Origin of the sequence: Pseudomonas sp. H1h (assembly GCF_000633255.1) — a bacterium.
In the GTDB taxonomy this organism is placed as follows: domain Bacteria; phylum Pseudomonadota; class Gammaproteobacteria; order Pseudomonadales; family Pseudomonadaceae; genus Aquipseudomonas.
The window spans coordinates 40,261-57,242 of record NZ_AYMJ01000018.1 but is presented as its reverse complement, the minus strand read 5'-3'; the positions used below and the strand labels follow the sequence as shown (position 1 = coordinate 57,242).

16 protein-coding genes and 1 pseudogene are annotated in these 16,982 nt (G+C 61.8%); 8 read left to right on the top strand and 9 right to left on the bottom strand.

Annotated elements, in window-relative coordinates:
• Positions 1 to 50 precede the first annotated feature (50 nt).
• Positions 51 to 824 (top strand): alpha/beta hydrolase, encoded by a 774-nt coding sequence (locus U862_RS0115900; protein ID WP_025111295.1) that lies wholly within the window; start codon positions 51 to 53, stop codon positions 822 to 824.
• A gap of 272 nt (positions 825 to 1,096) precedes the next feature.
• Positions 1,097 to 1,963, top strand: coding sequence for a CAP domain-containing protein (locus U862_RS0115890; protein ID WP_025111293.1), 867 nt, complete (start codon positions 1,097 to 1,099; stop codon positions 1,961 to 1,963).
• A gap of 130 nt (positions 1,964 to 2,093) precedes the next feature.
• Here U862_RS0115890 and U862_RS0115885 read toward each other — a convergent pair whose 3' ends face one another.
• Both U862_RS0115885 and U862_RS0115880 read right to left on the bottom strand, forming a co-directional pair.
• A complete protein-coding gene (locus U862_RS0115885) occupies positions 2,094 to 2,726 on the bottom strand; it encodes a PQQ-binding-like beta-propeller repeat protein (RefSeq protein WP_025111292.1) in 633 nt (210 codons plus the stop codon).
• 41 nt (positions 2,727 to 2,767) lie between these two features.
• A complete protein-coding gene (locus U862_RS0115880; protein ID WP_025111291.1) occupies positions 2,768 to 3,979 on the bottom strand; it encodes a helix-turn-helix domain-containing protein in 1,212 nt (403 codons plus the stop codon).
• A gap of 215 nt (positions 3,980 to 4,194) precedes the next feature.
• On the opposite strand from U862_RS0115880, the gene U862_RS0115875 reads away from it, so the two are divergent.
• Complete coding sequence (locus U862_RS0115875; protein WP_025111290.1) at positions 4,195 to 4,803, top strand: hypothetical protein; 609 nt, start codon at positions 4,195 to 4,197, stop codon at positions 4,801 to 4,803.
• Positions 4,804 to 5,155: 352 nt separating this feature from the next.
• Complete coding sequence (locus tag U862_RS0115865) at positions 5,156 to 5,587, top strand: nuclear transport factor 2 family protein (protein WP_025111289.1); 432 nt, start codon at positions 5,156 to 5,158, stop codon at positions 5,585 to 5,587.
• 68 nt (positions 5,588 to 5,655) lie between these two features.
• On the opposite strand, the gene mqo is transcribed toward U862_RS0115865, so the two are convergent.
• The 3 genes and pseudogenes from mqo to U862_RS31500 all read right to left on the bottom strand — a co-directional run.
• Positions 5,656 to 7,302 carry a malate dehydrogenase (quinone) gene (gene mqo, locus U862_RS0115860; protein ID WP_025111288.1) on the bottom strand — a complete coding sequence of 549 codons (1,647 nt, stop codon included), beginning with the start codon at positions 7,300 to 7,302 and terminating at the stop codon, positions 5,656 to 5,658.
• A 482-nt stretch (positions 7,303 to 7,784) separates the two neighbouring features.
• Entirely contained in the window at positions 7,785 to 8,510 is a 726-nt protein-coding gene (locus U862_RS31505) for a methyl-accepting chemotaxis protein (protein ID WP_371262579.1), read from the bottom strand.
• 129 nt (positions 8,511 to 8,639) lie between these two features.
• A pseudogene (locus U862_RS31500) lies at positions 8,640 to 8,927 on the bottom strand (HAMP domain-containing protein); the annotation flags it as partial.
• 660 nt (positions 8,928 to 9,587) lie between these two features.
• On the opposite strand from U862_RS31500, the gene U862_RS0115850 reads away from it, so the two are divergent.
• Positions 9,588 to 9,902: a DUF2388 domain-containing protein gene (locus tag U862_RS0115850; protein WP_025111286.1), complete on the top strand. Its 315-nt coding sequence runs from the start codon at positions 9,588 to 9,590 to the stop codon at positions 9,900 to 9,902.
• Between the two features lie 68 nt (positions 9,903 to 9,970).
• Positions 9,971 to 10,393 carry a hypothetical protein gene (locus U862_RS0115845; protein ID WP_049828016.1) on the top strand — a complete coding sequence of 141 codons (423 nt, stop codon included), beginning with the start codon at positions 9,971 to 9,973 and terminating at the stop codon, positions 10,391 to 10,393.
• Here U862_RS0115845 and ligD read toward each other — a convergent pair whose 3' ends face one another.
• On the bottom strand, positions 10,394 to 12,994 hold the full coding sequence (gene ligD / locus U862_RS0115840; RefSeq protein ID WP_025111284.1) for a DNA ligase D: 2,601 nt from the start codon (positions 12,992 to 12,994) through the stop codon (positions 10,394 to 10,396).
• A gap of 127 nt (positions 12,995 to 13,121) precedes the next feature.
• Positions 13,122 to 13,889, bottom strand: a complete 768-nt coding sequence (locus tag U862_RS0115835; protein WP_025111283.1) for a tellurite resistance TerB family protein — start codon at positions 13,887 to 13,889, stop codon at positions 13,122 to 13,124.
• Between the two features lie 260 nt (positions 13,890 to 14,149).
• Here U862_RS0115835 and pcsA point away from each other — a divergent pair, with 260 nt between their 5' ends.
• The gene (gene pcsA, locus U862_RS0115830) at positions 14,150 to 14,872 is read left to right on the top strand and encodes a phosphatidylcholine synthase (RefSeq protein WP_025111282.1); all 723 of its coding nucleotides are present in this window, start codon (positions 14,150 to 14,152) and stop codon (positions 14,870 to 14,872) included.
• A gap of 139 nt (positions 14,873 to 15,011) precedes the next feature.
• Here pcsA and U862_RS0115825 read toward each other — a convergent pair whose 3' ends face one another.
• Positions 15,012 to 15,824 (bottom strand): class I SAM-dependent methyltransferase, encoded by an 813-nt coding sequence (locus U862_RS0115825; RefSeq protein ID WP_025111281.1) that lies wholly within the window; start codon positions 15,822 to 15,824, stop codon positions 15,012 to 15,014.
• Between the two features lie 30 nt (positions 15,825 to 15,854).
• Positions 15,855 to 16,127, bottom strand: coding sequence for a DUF4242 domain-containing protein (locus U862_RS0115820; RefSeq protein ID WP_025111280.1), 273 nt, complete (start codon positions 16,125 to 16,127; stop codon positions 15,855 to 15,857).
• A 230-nt stretch (positions 16,128 to 16,357) separates the two neighbouring features.
• On the opposite strand from U862_RS0115820, the gene U862_RS0115815 reads away from it, so the two are divergent.
• Positions 16,358 to 16,819 (top strand): GNAT family N-acetyltransferase, encoded by a 462-nt coding sequence (locus tag U862_RS0115815; protein WP_025111279.1) that lies wholly within the window; start codon positions 16,358 to 16,360, stop codon positions 16,817 to 16,819.
• Positions 16,820 to 16,982 lie beyond the last annotated feature (163 nt).

Genomic DNA, 16,982 nt, shown 5'->3' with positions numbered 1-16,982 from the left:
CTGGTCTACACTGCCACGACGCACCTGCGCGTCCCGTTAAAGTTAGCCGAATGTCCCGAACCGTCCTGTCACTCGTCGCATTGATCGTCGCCCTGTACCTGGCGCTGTGCGCGGCGGCGTTCGTGTTTCAGCGCTCGCTGATCTATTTCCCCCGGCCTGACAGCGCCATCACCACCCCGGATTCGCGGCTGAAACTGGCGATGCCGGATGCCGATGTGTGGGTAAGCGTTCGCGAGCACACCGGCCCCAAGGCGCTGATCTACTTTGGCGGCAACGCCGAGGACGTGTCGCGCAATCTGCCTTCGTTCAGCCAGGCCTTTCCCGATTACGCCGTGTTTCTCATGAACTACCGGGGGTTTGGCGGCAGTGGCGGCGCGCCCTCGGAGGAAGCGATTGCCGAAGATGCGCTGGCACTGTTTGACCGGGTGTACGCCAGCCATCCGCAGATTGCCGTGGTCGGCCGCAGCCTGGGTTCCGGGGTGGCGGTGCGGCTGGCGAGTCAGCGTCCGGCGACCCGGTTGATTTTGGTGACGCCATACAACAGCCTCGAAGAAATCGCCGTGCGCCAATACCCGTGGCTACCGGTGCAGTGGTTGCTCAAGGATCGTTTCGAGTCAGGCCGCTATGCCGCGCACATTCAGGTGCCGACCTTGCTGCTGGCGGCCAGCGATGACGAGGTGATTCCACGGGACAGCACGCAGCGGCTGCTGGCGCATTTTCCCAAAGGCGTGGCGACGTTGCGGGTGGTGCCGGACGCAGGGCACAACTCGATTTCCGAGCGGGTGCAGTATCTGCAATGGATGGGGGATGTGCTTGATCGCTGATCGGATGATCAACCGATTTTGCGGTGGTGCAACTGGCCCTTTCGCGAGCAAGCCCGCTCCCACCTTGGCAATGCGTTCCACCGTGGGAGCGGGCTTGCTCGCGAAGGCGCCAGTGCGGACAACGCAAATCCAGGCTCGCCCTGCCCTTAATCACCCCACCCAAAAAAGCCTTATGGCCACCATGAACCAAGTCCAAAAACCCCAGTCCTAGTGGCGCCGCATTCCGCGGATCCGCACTTCAGCACTGTCCTTTTCCCAGAGCTTGCCGTCCCATGCGCCATGCCGTTCGCTCATCACGTTTTGTTTCGCTGTGCCTGCTGATCCTTGCCCCGCTGTTCACCGAGACCGCCCACGCCAGCGAAGAGCGGCAACTGGTGGCGGCCATCAACGACTACCGTGCTCACCCACAACGCTGCGACCGCCGTCCGGCCCAACGCCTGGCGCCACTGGCGATGAAATCAAATCTGGCGCTGCCGATCGGCTATGGCTACGGTGGTGGCTTGCGCGAGACGTTGAAGTCTGCGGGTTATTCGGCGGTGGCGGTGCGCAGCATCCGCGTTGTCGGTGCCGGGGATGCCGAGCAAGCCTTTGAACAACTGCAAGACAGCCACTGCACGGCACTGCTCGACGCCCAGTACGCCGACATCGGCGTCAGCCGCTCCCGTGGTGAATGGCAAGTGGTGCTGGCGCAACCGGTGCTCGACAACCGTGTCGGCGACAACCGCAGTGTCGGTAAAGCCTTGCTCGCCGAGGTCAACGCCGCCCGGGCACGCCCACGGATGTGCGGGCGCCAGCGTTTCGCCGCCGCCCGGCCCTTGAGCTGGAACCCGGCGCTGGGGGCCGCGGCTCAAGGGCACAGCAAGGCCATGGCCTACGGCAACTACTTCGCCCACCGTGATCCGGACGGCGACATGCCGGCGGATCGCGCCCGGGCAGCGGGTTATCGCGGGCGACAGATCGGCGAAAACATCGCCGCCGGCCAGAGTTCGCCGGGCAAGGCGATGACCGGATGGCTGGCCAGTCCCGGACATTGTGCCAACCTGATGAACCCGATTTTCACCCAGGTCGGTGCCGGGTTTGCGAGTGAGGCGCGCAGTGATGAGGGGGTTTACTGGACGATGGTGTTTGGCGCGCCTTGATTCGCTGGGGAGATTTTCAGGGAAGCTACTGGCCGCTTCGCGAGCAGGCTCGCTCCCACATTTGTCCGGTTAACGCTGAACCAATGTGGGAGCGAGCCTGCTCGCGAAGCGGCCAGCACAGACACATCAATCACTTGGGCCGCCGCACCGCCCGCACCCGCCCACTGCCCCCACCACCGCAATAAAACCGCTCACCACCGTCCGCTTCCAGCCCGGAAACGCCGATCCCTGCGGGCATCTTCAGACTTTCCAGTACCTCGCCATCCTCTGGATCAACCCGACGCAATTCACTTTCATCGCCCTCCCAGGTGCCGTGCCACAACGCGCCGTCAACCCAGGTCACCCCGGTGACAAAACGGTTCGATTCCAGCGTGCGCAGGATCTCGCCAGTGTCCGGATCAACCTGATAAATCTTGCGATCACGGTATTGGCCAATCCACAGCGAGCCCTCGGCCCAGGCCATTCCCGAATCGTTGCCAGCACCCGGTGCGGGAATCGTATTGAGGATGTGCCCGGTCGTGGGGTCGATTTTCTGGATGCGGCTGTCGGCGATCTGGAACAGATGCTTGCCGTCGAACGCGGTGCCGGCGTCGGCGCCGACCTTGATCGTGCGCACCGTTTCTCCGCTGGCCGGGTCCAGCGCATTGAGCTGGCCGTCGCTGGCGAACCACACTTGCCGGCCGTCGAAAGTGACGCCGTGGACACGTTCGACGCCTTCGAACGGGCCGTACTCACGAAGGATTTCTGCGTTTGCCTGTTTCATGATGCCTTCCTCGCTGATGGATGAGTCTGGGTGAGTCCAGCCTAGCCATTGCCCAGCGACATCGGGAGTAACAAGATCGTCGCGAAACCCGGCACCGGCGGCGTGGTCCAGCGACGCGCCCGGCCAACGCCGAAAGATTGCACCCGGTCCGTCGTTGCCAGGCTTTCCAACGCCCGTTGCACCTGGCGCTGGCTGCTGCCCAACGCCAGGGCCAGCGCCGAACTCGACCAGGCTTCGCCATCGGCGAGCAACGCCAGCAACGCAGCGTGTTTGTCCTCGACCGGCAGGGTGAGCAACGCGACGTCGGCGGCCACCAATGCAAAACCACGCGCAGTCGCGACGATCCGCGCCAGCGGCTGCAACGCCGAACGCAATCGCCCGATCTCCACCCGCAGGCGTGCGCGATGGGATTCGTCGCTCAGCTTCAAGCGAAACGCCTTGGCGATCAGCGCCTCTCGCGAGACATCTTCGGGCCACGCCTGGGCCAGCATTTGCAGCAGACTGAACAGCACCGGACGTGTCGCCAACGCCAGCGTCATCCCGGCGCCGCGCACGCTGTAGCGACAGGCATCGACCACCAGGGTGCTGGAAGCGAACAACGCCTGTACCTGCTCAAGCTTCACTGGTTGTGCTTGATCACCCCTGCTCAGTCGCGCGGCAGGGGCTTCAAGGATCTGCCCGGCGTGTTCAATCTCGGCACTCAGCGCCGCAATCCCGGCCTGCTGCGCCGCCAGCGCGGCCCGAACCAGCGCAGCCCGCGCCTTGTGCGCCTGCACCTGACGCAAGGCGATACCTGCCGTCAGCAATTCGTGGACAGCCCGCAGCGCCGGCGCCAACGGCGCGGGGTCCAGTTCAGCGAGCAACGCCTGCGCCTCATCGAGTTGACCGATCAACAACAAGCGGCGGATCTGCAAATACCGGGCGTGCGATGCATTCAGGTGATCGGCGTGATCGTGCAACACCCGTCGCGCCGCCTCCAGCGCCTGCACCGGCCAGCCCAAATCCCGCGTCGCCAGCGCCACCTCAGCCTCGGCGACCACACAGCGCGCCCGGGACAACGGCTCATTGGCGCCGAACGCCTTGACCGCCCGCTGCAGCAACGCCTTGGCCCGGGGCAAATCACCGAGCTGGGCCATGGCAATGCCGCGCAGCGCCAACGCGGGCGGGTCTTCGCGCAGGGCGACGAGCTTAAGTGCGGACAGCGGATCCCCCGCCGCAAGCGCGCGGCCGGCGGCGTTGATCAATGAGTCCATGGTGAGTTCGACATCGCAGCGCTTTCCGCTATCAGATCCTGTGGGGGAGTCTAATACCGAATGCGCTTTTAATTAGATGGCGGTGTTCTTTCGGGCCCGTGATCGAGGATCGCACCGCATTTGAGGCCCCGTGGTGGCTGAGCGGTACACCGTTGGCAATTCAGGTAATCTGCGGCAGCTGGAAAAGGAAAACAGTCAATCACGGAGTCGATTAATTGAAACGTCTTGCCTTCTATCTGCTGGTTCCTCTGGTTGCAGCCTGTAGCACAGGTCCTTACCTGAATCCGCAATCGGCTGTCGGTCAGAACGCATTGCTGATCAGAACATGCCCCGGCCCACACCAGGCCATGAGCTACAAGACCACGTCGGAGGAACTCGATTGGGTGCACCTGCTGGTTTACGCAGCGCTGCCGGGGACCCCGACGAGGCCGGACTTGCATCACAACACCGATACCGAATTACGGATGTACGCGTACCTGTATACACCACCCTATATGCGTAACCTGGACACCAAGGAAAAATGGGATGCCGCCTACAGCACTCCCCCACCGGCACTCTGGGTCAGCGCGGCCTCGCCCATGGCTACCGTGCAACTGGCCAATGGCAAATCCTATCAGGTCAGCATCGAACGCTTGAAAACCGGCTTCGACCCGCGTGAGCAATGGCTGGACCTGTATTCGCCCGGGACACCCTTGGGCAGCGGTGAGATGGACGATTTCATCCTGACGCTGCCGGAGCTCTTTTTGAATGGTGAGAAAATCCCGACAGCACCGATCCATTTCAAAAAACGTGAGGATCGTTACATGCCGGTACTCAACTGCTGATCGTCAAACCGGAGAAATTGTCGCGAGCATTCCGATCAGAATGGTCAACGCCAGAAACCCACCCAGGAAAATCGCCATCTTGTTCATGCTGCTCTCCTTATTGCTGAGCGTGCGGTGCACCGGGCGCTTCAGGATGAAGGACTGCCGCAAGTGACCGAACTGCAGGGGTATTTTGAGCGCCTGACTGAACCGGTAACAGAGGCAGATCCAACAGAAAAATACGGATCAGATGCCAAACTGATCCGCTCCCGCCATAGCACGGTATTCAGATCGCCACACACAGGTTCGTCCACGACCGCTTTGATCTAGAGTCATTGGCGTCGCGCAAACAACAACAAAAAGGAGTGAAACCATGTCCGACCTGAACCTGCACCCCAACGCCGCCGAGTCATTGAAGCGCTGGCACGAGATGATCCGCACCGGCAATCTCAAGGCCCTGTCCGAGCTGCTCGACCCCGACGCGGTGTTCCGCTCGCCCATGGCCCACACGCCTTACCCCGGCGCTCAGGTAGTGACGATGATCCTCAACACCGTGTTCGACGTGTTTGAGGACTTCAAATACCACCGCGAACTGGCAACTGCCGACGGCTTGAGTGTGGTTTTGGAGTTCAGCGCCAAAGTGGGGGCGAAAGAGCTGAAGGGGATCGACATGATTCGCTTTGACGAGCGCGGGAAGATTGTCGAATTCGAAGTGATGGTGCGGCCGCTGAGCGGGTTGCAGGCGTTGGGGGACGAGATGGGGCGCAAGCTTGGGGCGTATCTTGCGAGCGCAAAACCCAGGTAGACCCGAGGCACAAAAAAAGCCCACTGACCGTTACCGGTTCAGTGGGCTTTTGTGCGAATGGCGTCTAGTTACAGAGCCATGTCACGTGCAGCATTTTCCTTTGGTGCTTCAGCTTTTTCAGCTGCAGGTGCCGCCGGAGCAGCCGCCTGACCAATTACCGGAGGCGTTGGCAGTTCGAGGATCTTGGCGGTGTACGCCCACTCTTGTGCCACTTTGGCCGGATCGTTGTTCAGCTGGGTGCCGTAGCTTGGAACGATCTGGTGCAGCTTGGCTTGCCACTCAGGGGTTGCGACTTTGTCTTTGAAGACTTTCTGCAACACGCTCAGCATGATCGGTGCAGCGGTCGACGCGCCTGGCGATGCGCCCAGCAGGCCGGCGATGGAGCCGTCTTGTGCAGCAACGATTTCGGTGCCCAGTTTCAGCACGCCGCCAGCGGCTTCATCACGCTTGATGATTTGCACGCGTTGGCCGGCTTGCCACAGGCGCCAGTCTTCGGCTTTGGCGTTCGGGAAGTATTCCTTCAGCGCGTTCAGACGGTCTTCATCCGACAGCATCAGTTGACCGGCCAGGTACTCGACCAGCGGGTATTCCTTGATGCCGACCTTGGTCATAGGCCAGATGTTGTGGGTGGTGGTGCTGGTCAGCAGGTCCAGGTACGAGCCTTCTTTGAGGAACTTGGTGCTGAAGGTCGCGAATGGGCCAAACAGGATAACGCGCTTGCCGTCCAGGACACGGGTGTCCAGGTGCGGAACCGACATCGGCGGTGCGCCAACCGAAGCTTTACCGTAAGCCTTGGCCAGGTGCTGCTCGGCGATGGCCGGGTTATCGGTCACCAGGAACGAGCCGCCGACCGGGAAGCCTGCGTATTCCTTGGCTTCAGGAATGCCCGACTTCTGCAGCAGGTGCAGAGCGCCGCCACCGGCGCCGATGAACACGAACTTGGCGTCGGTTTCGGTCTTGGTGCCGTCTTTCAGGTTTTTGTAGCTGACGCGCCAGGTGCCGTCGGCGTTCTTGGTGATGTCTTCGACTTCGCTCGACAGCTTCAGGTCGAAGTTAGGCTTGGTCTGCAGGTAACCGGCGAACTGGCGGGTGATTTCGCCGAAGTTCATGTCGGTACCCAGCGGGCTCCAGGTGGCCGCGATTTTCTGGTTCGGGTCACGCCCTTCCATCATCAGCGGGACCCACTTCTTGATCACAGCCGGGTCTTCGGAGTACTGCATGCCGGCGAACAGCGGGCTCGCCTGCAGGGCTTCGTAGCGTTTTTTCAGGAACTTGATGTTGTCATCACCCCACACGAAGCTCATGTGCGGCGTGGTGTTGATGAACGAGCGAGGGTTCTTCAGAACACCTTGCTGAACCTGCCAGGCCCAGAACTGACGGGACACCTGGAACGCTTCGTTGATCTCGACAGCTTTCGGGATCGTCACGTTGCCTTTGTCGTCTTCCGGGGTGTAGTTCAGCTCGGCCAGCGCCGAGTGACCGGTACCGGCGTTGTTCCAGCCGTTGGAGCTTTCCAGGGCGACGCCATCGAGGCGCTCGACCATTTCCATCGACCAGCTAGGCTCCAGCTCATTGATCCACACACCCAGGGTGGTGCTCATGATGCCGCCGCCGATCAGCAGAACGTCGACTTTCTTCGCTTCTTCAGCATTGGCAGACGACATCCCCATCGCCAAAGCCAGCCCTAGCAAGGCTGTGTTCACTTTCTTAAACATCCGTTACACCTATGATAAAACGCCTTCCGCCCGCCGCTGTTGTGGGTATGAGGGCCTTTTTTCGCGACACTCAGGCCAGGGTCGCGGGCACCTTCACACTGCAATTTTGACGGGTGGGCACACAAGGCCGACGTACCGCATCGACCTCAGTTAATGTCCCTTCTGAACTGACTTTTTATCATTATTGGCTTCAGCTACTTGAGCGACAGGGATTCCGTCAGCCTGCCAAACGGCAAGCAAACTGAATAAGGTCAAACCAAGTTGGCGCGAAGAATATCACGTCAGGGCAAACCCGCGCGTCTGTTCCCGACTTGAGAGTCTTTTTCCGCTCTGGGCATTATCGGCCAATCCGGGCTGAACATGACCCCGAAAGCTGTGGTGCCCGGGCTGGTCCCATCGCGAGCAGGTTCACGCCTACATAACACTGCCAACCCCTGCAGGCCTTCGCCTGCGCGCGATGGCGATAGTTCAAACACTCCCCACTACAACCGAAACCGATCCACCGACAACGCCAATGCCCCCGCCAGACTCGACAACTCATCCGTCGTATTGGCCGTCTGCCCGATTACCTTGCTGTTGCCCTCCGACATGCCGGCGATCATTTCCACCTGATGGGCTATTTCGTTGCTGGCCTGGCTCTGCTCGCCGATGGTGCGGGTGATGTCGTTGACCAGTTGCGTGGTGCTGAGGGTAGCGTCGAGGATTTCGCGAATCGCCCGTTCGACTTCGGCCGTGACCGCCATGCCCTTGTCGACCTGCGCCACACCCGCCTCCATGCTGCTGACCGCCTCGCGGGTGCTGTGCTGGATGCGCGCGACCATGGCGGCGATTTCCTGGGTTGAAGCGCTGGTGCGCGCAGCCAGGCTGCGTACCTCATCGGCCACCACCGCAAAGCCCCTGCCCTGCTCACCGGCCCGCGCCGCTTCGATGGCCGCGTTGAGCGCCAGCAGGTTGGTCTGATCGGCAATGCTCTTGATCACTTGAATGATGTTGAAAATGCCTTCGGATTCCTGATCCAGCGTGCGGATGACCTGCGCCGACTGCTGCGCCGAGCGGGCGATGTCGTCCATGTCGCTGACCACCTGATGGATCACCTGTCCGCCACTCTTGGCCAGCGACTCGGCCTGATTGGCCATGCCCAGCGCACGTTCGGCGTGGCGGGTGATGTCCTCGATGCTGGCAGTCATCTGGCTGGCGGCAGCGGCCATGGTGCCGGCGGCAGCGCTTTGCTGCTGACTGCTGTCGGCCACCTGATGGCAGCCGTGGCTCAACTGCTCGCTCATGCCGCTGACGCCATGGGCGTTGCGTCGCACCACGTCGATCATGTCGCGCAGATCGCGCTGCATGGTCGCCAGGCTGCGGATCAGCGTGCTGGCCTCGTCCTTGCCGGCGGGTTCGCTGATCGCTTCGCTGAGGTTGCCGTGGGCAATGCTTTGAGCGATGTGGTTGGCGGACTTCAGCGGCCCCATGATGCTGCGGGTCACCCAGCGCCCTTGCGCCAACAACAGCGACAGGCTGGCGAGCAACACCGCACCGAGGGCGATGTTGGCGTTGCGAATGGCGCTTTCAGTGGCGTGACGGGTGTCGTGGGTATTGCTTTCGATCAGTTCGCTGAGCCCGGCCATCTGCGCTTCGAGTTGACTGAACGCGGCATTGAACGTGCCCAGTTCCCGCTGGGCACTGTCCGGGTTGTCCAGTGCGAGGCCGACGATGCGCCCGGCCGCCTCGATGTAGGTGTCCAGGCTGGGCTTGATGTGTTCCAGCGCAGCCTTGATCGTCGGGTTGACCGGCAGTTTGAGGTTTGCCTCCAGCACCTCGCGAAAGTGCGTCGCGTGCTCGTTGATCGAATCCCGCACCTCGGCCGCCGTGCCAGTGCTTTTGCCCAGGCCCACCAGCATCGCCGAATACACGTCGGCGCGCAGCGCGTCGTGCATCATGTCGGCTTCCATGTGATTGCGCAGCGCGGTCATGCTCACCGCATTGTCGTCCACCGCGCCGGACATGCGCATATTCCCCACATAGCTGACCAGACTCACGATCAGCGCCGTCAGCAGGCTGGTTGCAATCAGCAACCGCAAACGCAATTTGATCGACACCGTGGGTTCCTCCCTGAGGCTCGCTGGAATGCGCCTGTCAGGATTTCAGTTAAGCCTATTTGCGCGAATGCGCCGCCCCAGAGCGTTTCAGCAAGTATCCGTGCGTGCGAATGGAACTCCGGCAAGCGGTTCACCTCTGAGATTATGTAGTCCTTCCTTTTTGCTTCGCGCTTGTGGAGGAACACCGTCATGCGCAAGTTAGTGCTCGTTTCTTCTCTCCTGCTGTGCCTCCCTGTCGGCTCGGCTCTGGCTCGTGTCGATGCCGGAGACGTCGCCACCTCGGCGGGTGTTTCCGCCTCGCTGTACTCGACCTTCAAGGATCACAAAATGGTGATTCCGGCACGCGACGACCTGTCAGCGTTTGTCGCTAGCGGCGGGGCCATCCGTGGGGTTTATCTTGAGTCGGTGTTGCAACAGGTACGCCACGACAACCCTGGTCTGAACGCCAGCGATGAAGACCTTGCCAATGCGATTCTGGTGCATTACGAAGGTCTGAATCAGTAGCTGCCAGGGATAACGCGGCCGATGGATGGCAGCTGAAGGCACATAGGCAAAACTGTCCGACGGCCTCTATGATGGAGGCCATGACGACTCTTGCGCCCGTTGTGCCTTTGCGCTCACCTTGCCCGCCCGGCGCCTGCGATTGCGGGCGCGAATCATTGCTGGAGACGCCCGGCACGGATCTGCGCATCCTGCGGCTGACTCGCGAGCAGGAAAAAATCCTCCTCGCTCGCCTGGAACAACTCAAGGATCTTGCCGACCTGCGGCATCTGCAAAACCGCATGTACGAGCAATTGGGCGTACGGGTGGAAGTCTCACCGGGCTTTCATGAAGTGCGCACGATGCTCGGTATCGACATACAGATCGAGGCGCTGCCGGGACTGTGCCGCAAGACACGCAAGTCGATTCCGGCAGCAATTCGCCGGGGCCTGAACAACCACCCCGAAATCGCCTTCGAGCTGCTCAACGCCCACGACTTGCTGCGCGACACCTGATTACTTTTTCATACCTACCCGCTTGCGCATCTCGGCGGTGATGCTCTGGCGGGTTTTCTTCAGGTCAGCCCACGGCGCGTCGCCGACCTCGTTCAGGCGCTCATGGACGTTGCTGATGTTCCACTGATTGCCGCCCTTGATCTCGGCCACCTCTTCGCGAAACAACGGCACCGATACCGGCAACCCTTCGCGGGTGCGCGCCGCGTAGGCACAAATGGTAGTAGCACCCAAGCCGTTGCGCAGGTAATCGATGAAGATCCGCCCTACGCGATTTTTCGGCCCGGACACTGCGCAAAACCGCTCTGGCAAAAGCTTCGCCATGTGACTGACGATCGCATGGCTGAAGTCTTTGACCTCATCCCAGCCATGCTTGCGGGTCAACGGCACCACCAGGTGAATGCCCTTGCCGCCGCTGGTCTTGAGAAACGCCTTGAGCCCCAGTTCATCGAGCACGGTCAGGGTCAGCGTGGTGGCTTCGACCATGCTTTTCCACGGCAGTGCAGGGTCCGGGTCAAGATCGAGGACAAAGCGATCTGGCTTGTCCAGATCGACTGTCGTGGCATTCCAGGTGTGCAACTCGACCGTGCTCATCTGCACCGCGCCGATCAACGCTTCGGCGTTGTTGATCAGCATTACCGGCTGGCCGGTGACGTCCTTGTCCAGCGTAGTGATGCCGGGAATCGCCAGGCGCTCGGCGTTTTTCTGGAAGAACAGTTCGCCGGCGATGCCGTCCGGCGCCCGCACCAATGCCACCGGACGGTCTTTGAGTTGCGGCAGGATCCACTCGGCGACGCTGGCGTAATACTCGGCCAGTTGCATCTTGGTGGTGCCGCTGACCGCATCGATCACCCGGTCGGGGTGGGTGATGCGCACCTTGCCGCTGGCGAGGCCAAGCTGCGACGGCGCAGCGTCGGATGTCTTCGACGCTGCGGCTTTCGTTGATGCAGCGGCTTTTTTTGATGAGCTGGCTTTGGCTGGCGTCTTCACGGTTTTCGCGCGCTCCTCGGTTATCGCTTTGGCCGGTTTGTCATTGCGCAGACCATGGAACACGGCGTGACGCACCGAGCCTTCCTTGGTCATTTCGGCGAACGCCACTTCCGCCAGCAGGTTCGGCTTGAGCCAGTGCACGCCTTTGGCCTCGAAGCCACTTGGCGGATTGACCACTGGCGCCTTCTTCACCTGCAACGGCTTGAGTTGGGCGAGGATGCTTTTCAGCGTGGCGTCGTTAAACCCGGTGCCGACCTTGCCGGCGTAGCGCAACTCACCGCTGTCGCGATCATGCAAACCCAACAACAGCGCCCCGAAGGCACTGCGCGCGCCTTTCGGATCGGTGTAGCCGACGATCACGAATTCCTGCCGATGTTTGCACTTGAGCTTGATCCAGTCGCTGCTGCGCCGCGACACATAAGGCGAGCCGAGGCGTTTGCCGATCAACCCTTCCATCTGCATCTGGCAGGCGCTGTTGAGCAGCGCGTCCGGGGCTTCGTCGAAGGCTTCGGAAAAGCGCAGCAGGGGCTGCTCGTGCGCACCCAACACCGTGGACAGCGCCGCGCGACGCTCCTCGACCGGCACTTCGCGCAAGTCGACGCCGTTGAGATACGGCAAGTCGAACAGGTAATAGACAATGTGGCCGCTGCGCCCGGCTTCGAAGGCGTTTTGCAGCGCCTGAAAGTCCGGCACGCCTTGCTCGTCGGCCACCACCATTTCGCCGTCCAGCCACGCCGACTCCAGCCCCAGCGCGGCCAGCGCCTGCGCCTGTTGCGGCAGTTTGTGGGTCCAGTCGTGGCCGTTGCGGGTGAATAGCTGCACTTGATCGTGATCGATGCGGGCCATGATCCGGTAACCGTCGAACTTGATCTCGTAACTCCACTGCCCTTCGGGTGCGCTGTCGACCAGGGTCGCCAGTTGCGGCTTGAGTTGCGCCGCAAGCTTGGCCTTGCGCGCACCGGTGAGCGTTCCGGACGCTGCCTTGCGCGGTTTGGCCGGGGCTTTTTTCAGCGGTTTGGCTTGCTCGGCGGCGAGCCTCGGTTTGCTGATCAGGGTCCGCTCGCTGAGCACGCTGTCCGGCTCTGCGCTGAGCACGTCGTAGTCGTCTTGCGGGCGGGCGGCGCTGTCCTGATGCTTGATCAGGAACCAGTTTTCCTTCTTGCCCGGCATATGCGTGCGCACCAGATTCCAGATACCGGACAACTTCTCGCCCTGCAGCTCGAACTTGAGTTTGCCCTTGGCGTAGGCCTTGGCCGGATCTTCCAGCGGAATCCACACGCCGCGATCCCAGACGATCACATCGCCAGCGCCGTAATGCCCCTCGGGAATACTGCCCTCGAACGTCGCGTAATCCAGCGGATGGTCCTCGACATGCACTGCCAGGCGCTTGACCTTGGGGTCGAGCGACGGCCCCTTGGGCACCGCCCAGCTCTTGAGCGCGCCATCGAGCTCCAGGCGGAAGTCGTAATGCAGGTGCGAAGCGTCGTGCTTCTGGATGCAGAACTGCAGGGCATGCTCAGTGGTCTTGTTGCGGCCACGGCGCTTGACGGCGGCGGGCTCTGACGTCGCCGAGAAATCGCGCATGCGGTTGTAGTCGTCGAGGTTCCTGTTCATGGCGCACCGGTCGCAGTGGGGCTCTGTTATGCAGAAGAGCGACGCGCCGCCGGAAAAATTCAATCGACGTAAAAAAGCCCCGGACGGATGGAACGCCCGAGGCTCGTACTTTCAAAGGTTTTCGAGGTCAGGCCGGACCTTTGGCCTGTTGTTCAAGATGCACCTGCAAATCCGGATCGATCCCCAAGGCAGCCGCCAGTTCATCCAGATAGCTGCGCTCGGCTTCCTGCTGGTCATCCACCAGAATCACACTGACCAGATACATCTCGGCGGCCATGGCCGGGTCACCTTTGGCAGCCTGCGCGACTTCGCTCGCATCCAGTGGTTTCGACACTTCGGCATCAAACCATTGCTGCAATTGCGGATCGTCAGTGTGTTTGCTGATTTCACCACTGATCATCTGCTGTTCGCGGTCATCGATCTGCCCGTCAGCCTTGGCCGCCGCAATCAGTGCCCGCAGTACCGCATGGCTGTGTTCCTCGACCTCTGGCCCGGCCAGCAGATCCGCCGTTTGCGGGATCTGTTGTGGCGCGGCCGAGGCCTGACTGCGTTGCCAGGCCTGATACGCCTGGAACGCCATCATTCCCAGCGACGCCAGCGCCGCATAATTGGTGCCGCCGGAACGGCTTTGCGTACTCCCGCCGCCCAACGCGCCGCCGAGCGCACCGCCCAATCCACCGCCGCTACCGCCGCCGAGCAGGCCACCGAGCAAACCGCCCAGGCCGCCCAGCCCACCGGATGGCGCTGCGTTGGCGCCGCTGCCCGCACCGCCGCCCAACAGACCGCCGAGCAAACCGCCCAGTCCATTGAGACCACCGCCAGCGGAGGCTCCACTGGATTGTCCTGCCGAGGCCTGGCCCCGCAGCAGTTGTTCGAGCAAATCGCTGGTGTTCATGATCTCGTCCTCAGGCATTGGCGTTAACTGCGTCAGGCAACGATAGACCGCTACAGCCATCGCGCCAACACCATTTGACTGACGCCAGTCGCAGACGGCGGATTTCGCCGAGGTATTTTTTGTGCGGCCAGCTAAGATTCAAAGGAGGTGAACCTTATCCCGGCCAAACCGGTCGATAGCTGCAACCCCGACCCGGTTTGCCGGCACCCTTTGCCCGAGGGTGATAACCGGCTTGCTTCATTTATCTGGAGAACGCCCCCGTGATATCGACCGTACACATCGCCAGGCTCAAAGCATGGGGCGCCCATGGTTTTACCGCGACCGGCGTGGTCACTGCTTTTCTGGCAACCCTCGCGCTGCTGGAAAACCAGCCGACCCACTGCCTGATGTGGCTGGGCGTGGCGTTGATCGTCGACGGTCTCGACGGGGCGCTGGCACGCAAGGTCAATGTGCAATCGGTGCTGCCGAGTTTCGACGGATCGATTCTCGATCTGGTGATCGACTACCTGACCTACGTGTTCATCCCGGCGCTGTTCATCTACCGTTATATTCCCCTGCCCGACTACACCTTGCTGCTGACCGTGTCGCTGATTCTGGTGTCGTCGCTGTTCTGTTTCTGCAACGTCAACATGAAGAGCAAGGACAACTACTTCGTCGGCTTCCCCGCCGCGTGGAACGTGGTTGCCCTGTGCCTTTACATCATCGGCCCGGGGCCTTGGATCACCTTGTTGACGGTGATCGGTCTGGCGCTGCTGACCGTCACCCGAATGAAATTCCTCCACCCGTTCCGGGTACGCCGGTTCATGCCGATCAACATCGCGGTGACGGCGATCTGGCTGCTGTGCAGCCTGTCACTGGTGCTCAACCACCCGGTGATCAATCCGCTGGTAATGGGCTTGTGGCTGCTGATGTCGGCGTACTTTCTGGGCATCTGTATCTGGCGCACGGCGCTGGAATGGTTTGATCGGCCGCAGGTGAAATAGGCCAGTCCAGCCAGACACCATCCCCTGCAAGAGCGGGCTTGCTCGCGAATGCGCCGGGTCATTAGAAAGAACTAGTGACTGAACAGACGCTTTCGCGAGCAAGCCCGCTCCCACAGGGGTTTGTCATTGTTCTGAACATTCAGCGCCTGGTGATGACCACCTCCAGATACTCGCTCGGCACCACCAGCGAGCCTTCCCCCGCCCGGTTCGAGCGGTTGAGCAGATCCGCCAGATCGCTCTCCAGCGCTTGCCCGCTTTCCGGTGGCAACGCCGCGAACGCCTTGTGCACCGGCCCGTACCAGTGGCGGAAAATGTCGATGAAGTGCGCCGCCGAGCGATAGCGAAAGTTGAAGGTACGGCGCGTGATCTGCAGCAGGAACTCACGGTCGCCAAAGTGGCTGTGCAACCAGGCTTCAGTGCCCCAGTTAGACGGCGGCAAAGCCACGGCGGGCGGCGGCACGTGGCGACCGAGCACCTTGAACATCTGCCCGACGAAACCCTCCGGCGTCCAGTTCGCCAGGCCAATCCGCCCGCCCCGCCGACAGACCCGCGCCAGTTCCGCCGCTGCGGCGGCCTGATCCGGGGCAAACATCACGCCGAAAGTCGAGAGCACCGCGTCGTAACTCTCATCGGCAAACGGCAACGCTTCGGCATCGGCAACCTGAAAGGTCACGTCCAGGTGCTCGGCCCGTGCCCGGTCCTGGCCACGTTCCAGCAGCGCCGCCACATAGTCGGTGGACGTCACCAGACAACCACGCCGCGCCGCCGCCAAGGTGGCGTTGCCGTTGCCGGCCGCGACATCCAGCACCTCTTCGTCGCAGCGCAGGTCGCAAGCTTCGGCAAGGTGTTCGCCGACGATTTGCAGGGTGGTGCCGATCACCGCGTAGTCGCCGCTGGCCCAGGCAACTTTCTGGCGCTCCTTGAGGCCCGTCAGATCAATGGGGGTGCTCATCAATCACGCTCCGCTACAGTCGGGTTGACCTCATTCAGCCGTGGTCGGGTCGATGACCGTCATCACCCGCGCCACACTGTTGGCCGGGAAACCGCCGAGCCTGGCGTGCTCGCGCACTTGCTCCTCATCAGGCGCGATGTACACGCAATAGATCTTGTCGGCGGTGACATAGCTGTGCAACCACTGCACTTGCGGCCCGAGTTCGCGCAACACCTGGCAGGAGGTTTGCGACACGGCTTTGAGTTCTTGCTCCGACAGCGTCCCGGCCCCAGGAATCTCGCGTTCAATCACGAATTTCGGCATGGCAACCTCGCGTTCTTTTTATCGGTGACAGGGCCGGCAGTGGCCCTGCTCACCCACTATCGCGCCGAGGGTCGTCGGCGTCCTCTCCAATCGTCCGAAGAGCCGGTAAAACAAGGGCCGGGCCGATGAATGGCGGGATTTTGTAAAGCCCTCGAAACACTCTCGGGATTGCCATTGCACGGGGCAATCGGCTCTTATGCCTTCCCGTCTTCCGAGAATGGATTCCCGACATGTCCCTGCGCCTCGAATGGCTCGTCGATCACCTGCAGCACAGCGACACCTACGCCGAGTGGATCCACCGCCAGTTCGCCTACGAATATGCTCAGCAACCCTTGACCGAATGGCAACGCGAGTTCGCCGCAGGCCAGAGCAACGGCGACTGGCCGTGCCTGATTGCGCTGGATGGCGACCGACTGCTCGGCGGCGCGGCACTGGCCCGGGCGGATCTGGCCCTGCGCCCGGATCTTGGCCCGTGGCTGGCGTGCGTGTTTGTCAGCCCGCAGGCGCGGGGCCACGGCCTGGCGGAACGTTTGATCGAAGGTATCAGTCAGGCCGCGAAGCAGCGTGGCTTCGCGCGGTTCTATCTGCACACGCAGAACAAACAGGATTACTACGCCAAGCGTGGGTGGACGTTGCTGGAGCGCTTCCGCGCTTGGGACAACGACCAATGGCTCATGGTGCGCGACCTGTGAGCCGTTGATGTGTGCGGCCAGCGACGGCCGATGCACAGCGGGACGGAGCACCACATATCCCCTGTGGGAGAGGGCTTGCTCGCGAAGGCGGTGGATCAGTCAATCCATCGGGGGCTGACACACCGCTTTCGCGAGCAAGCCCGCTCCCACATTGGGTTTGCGG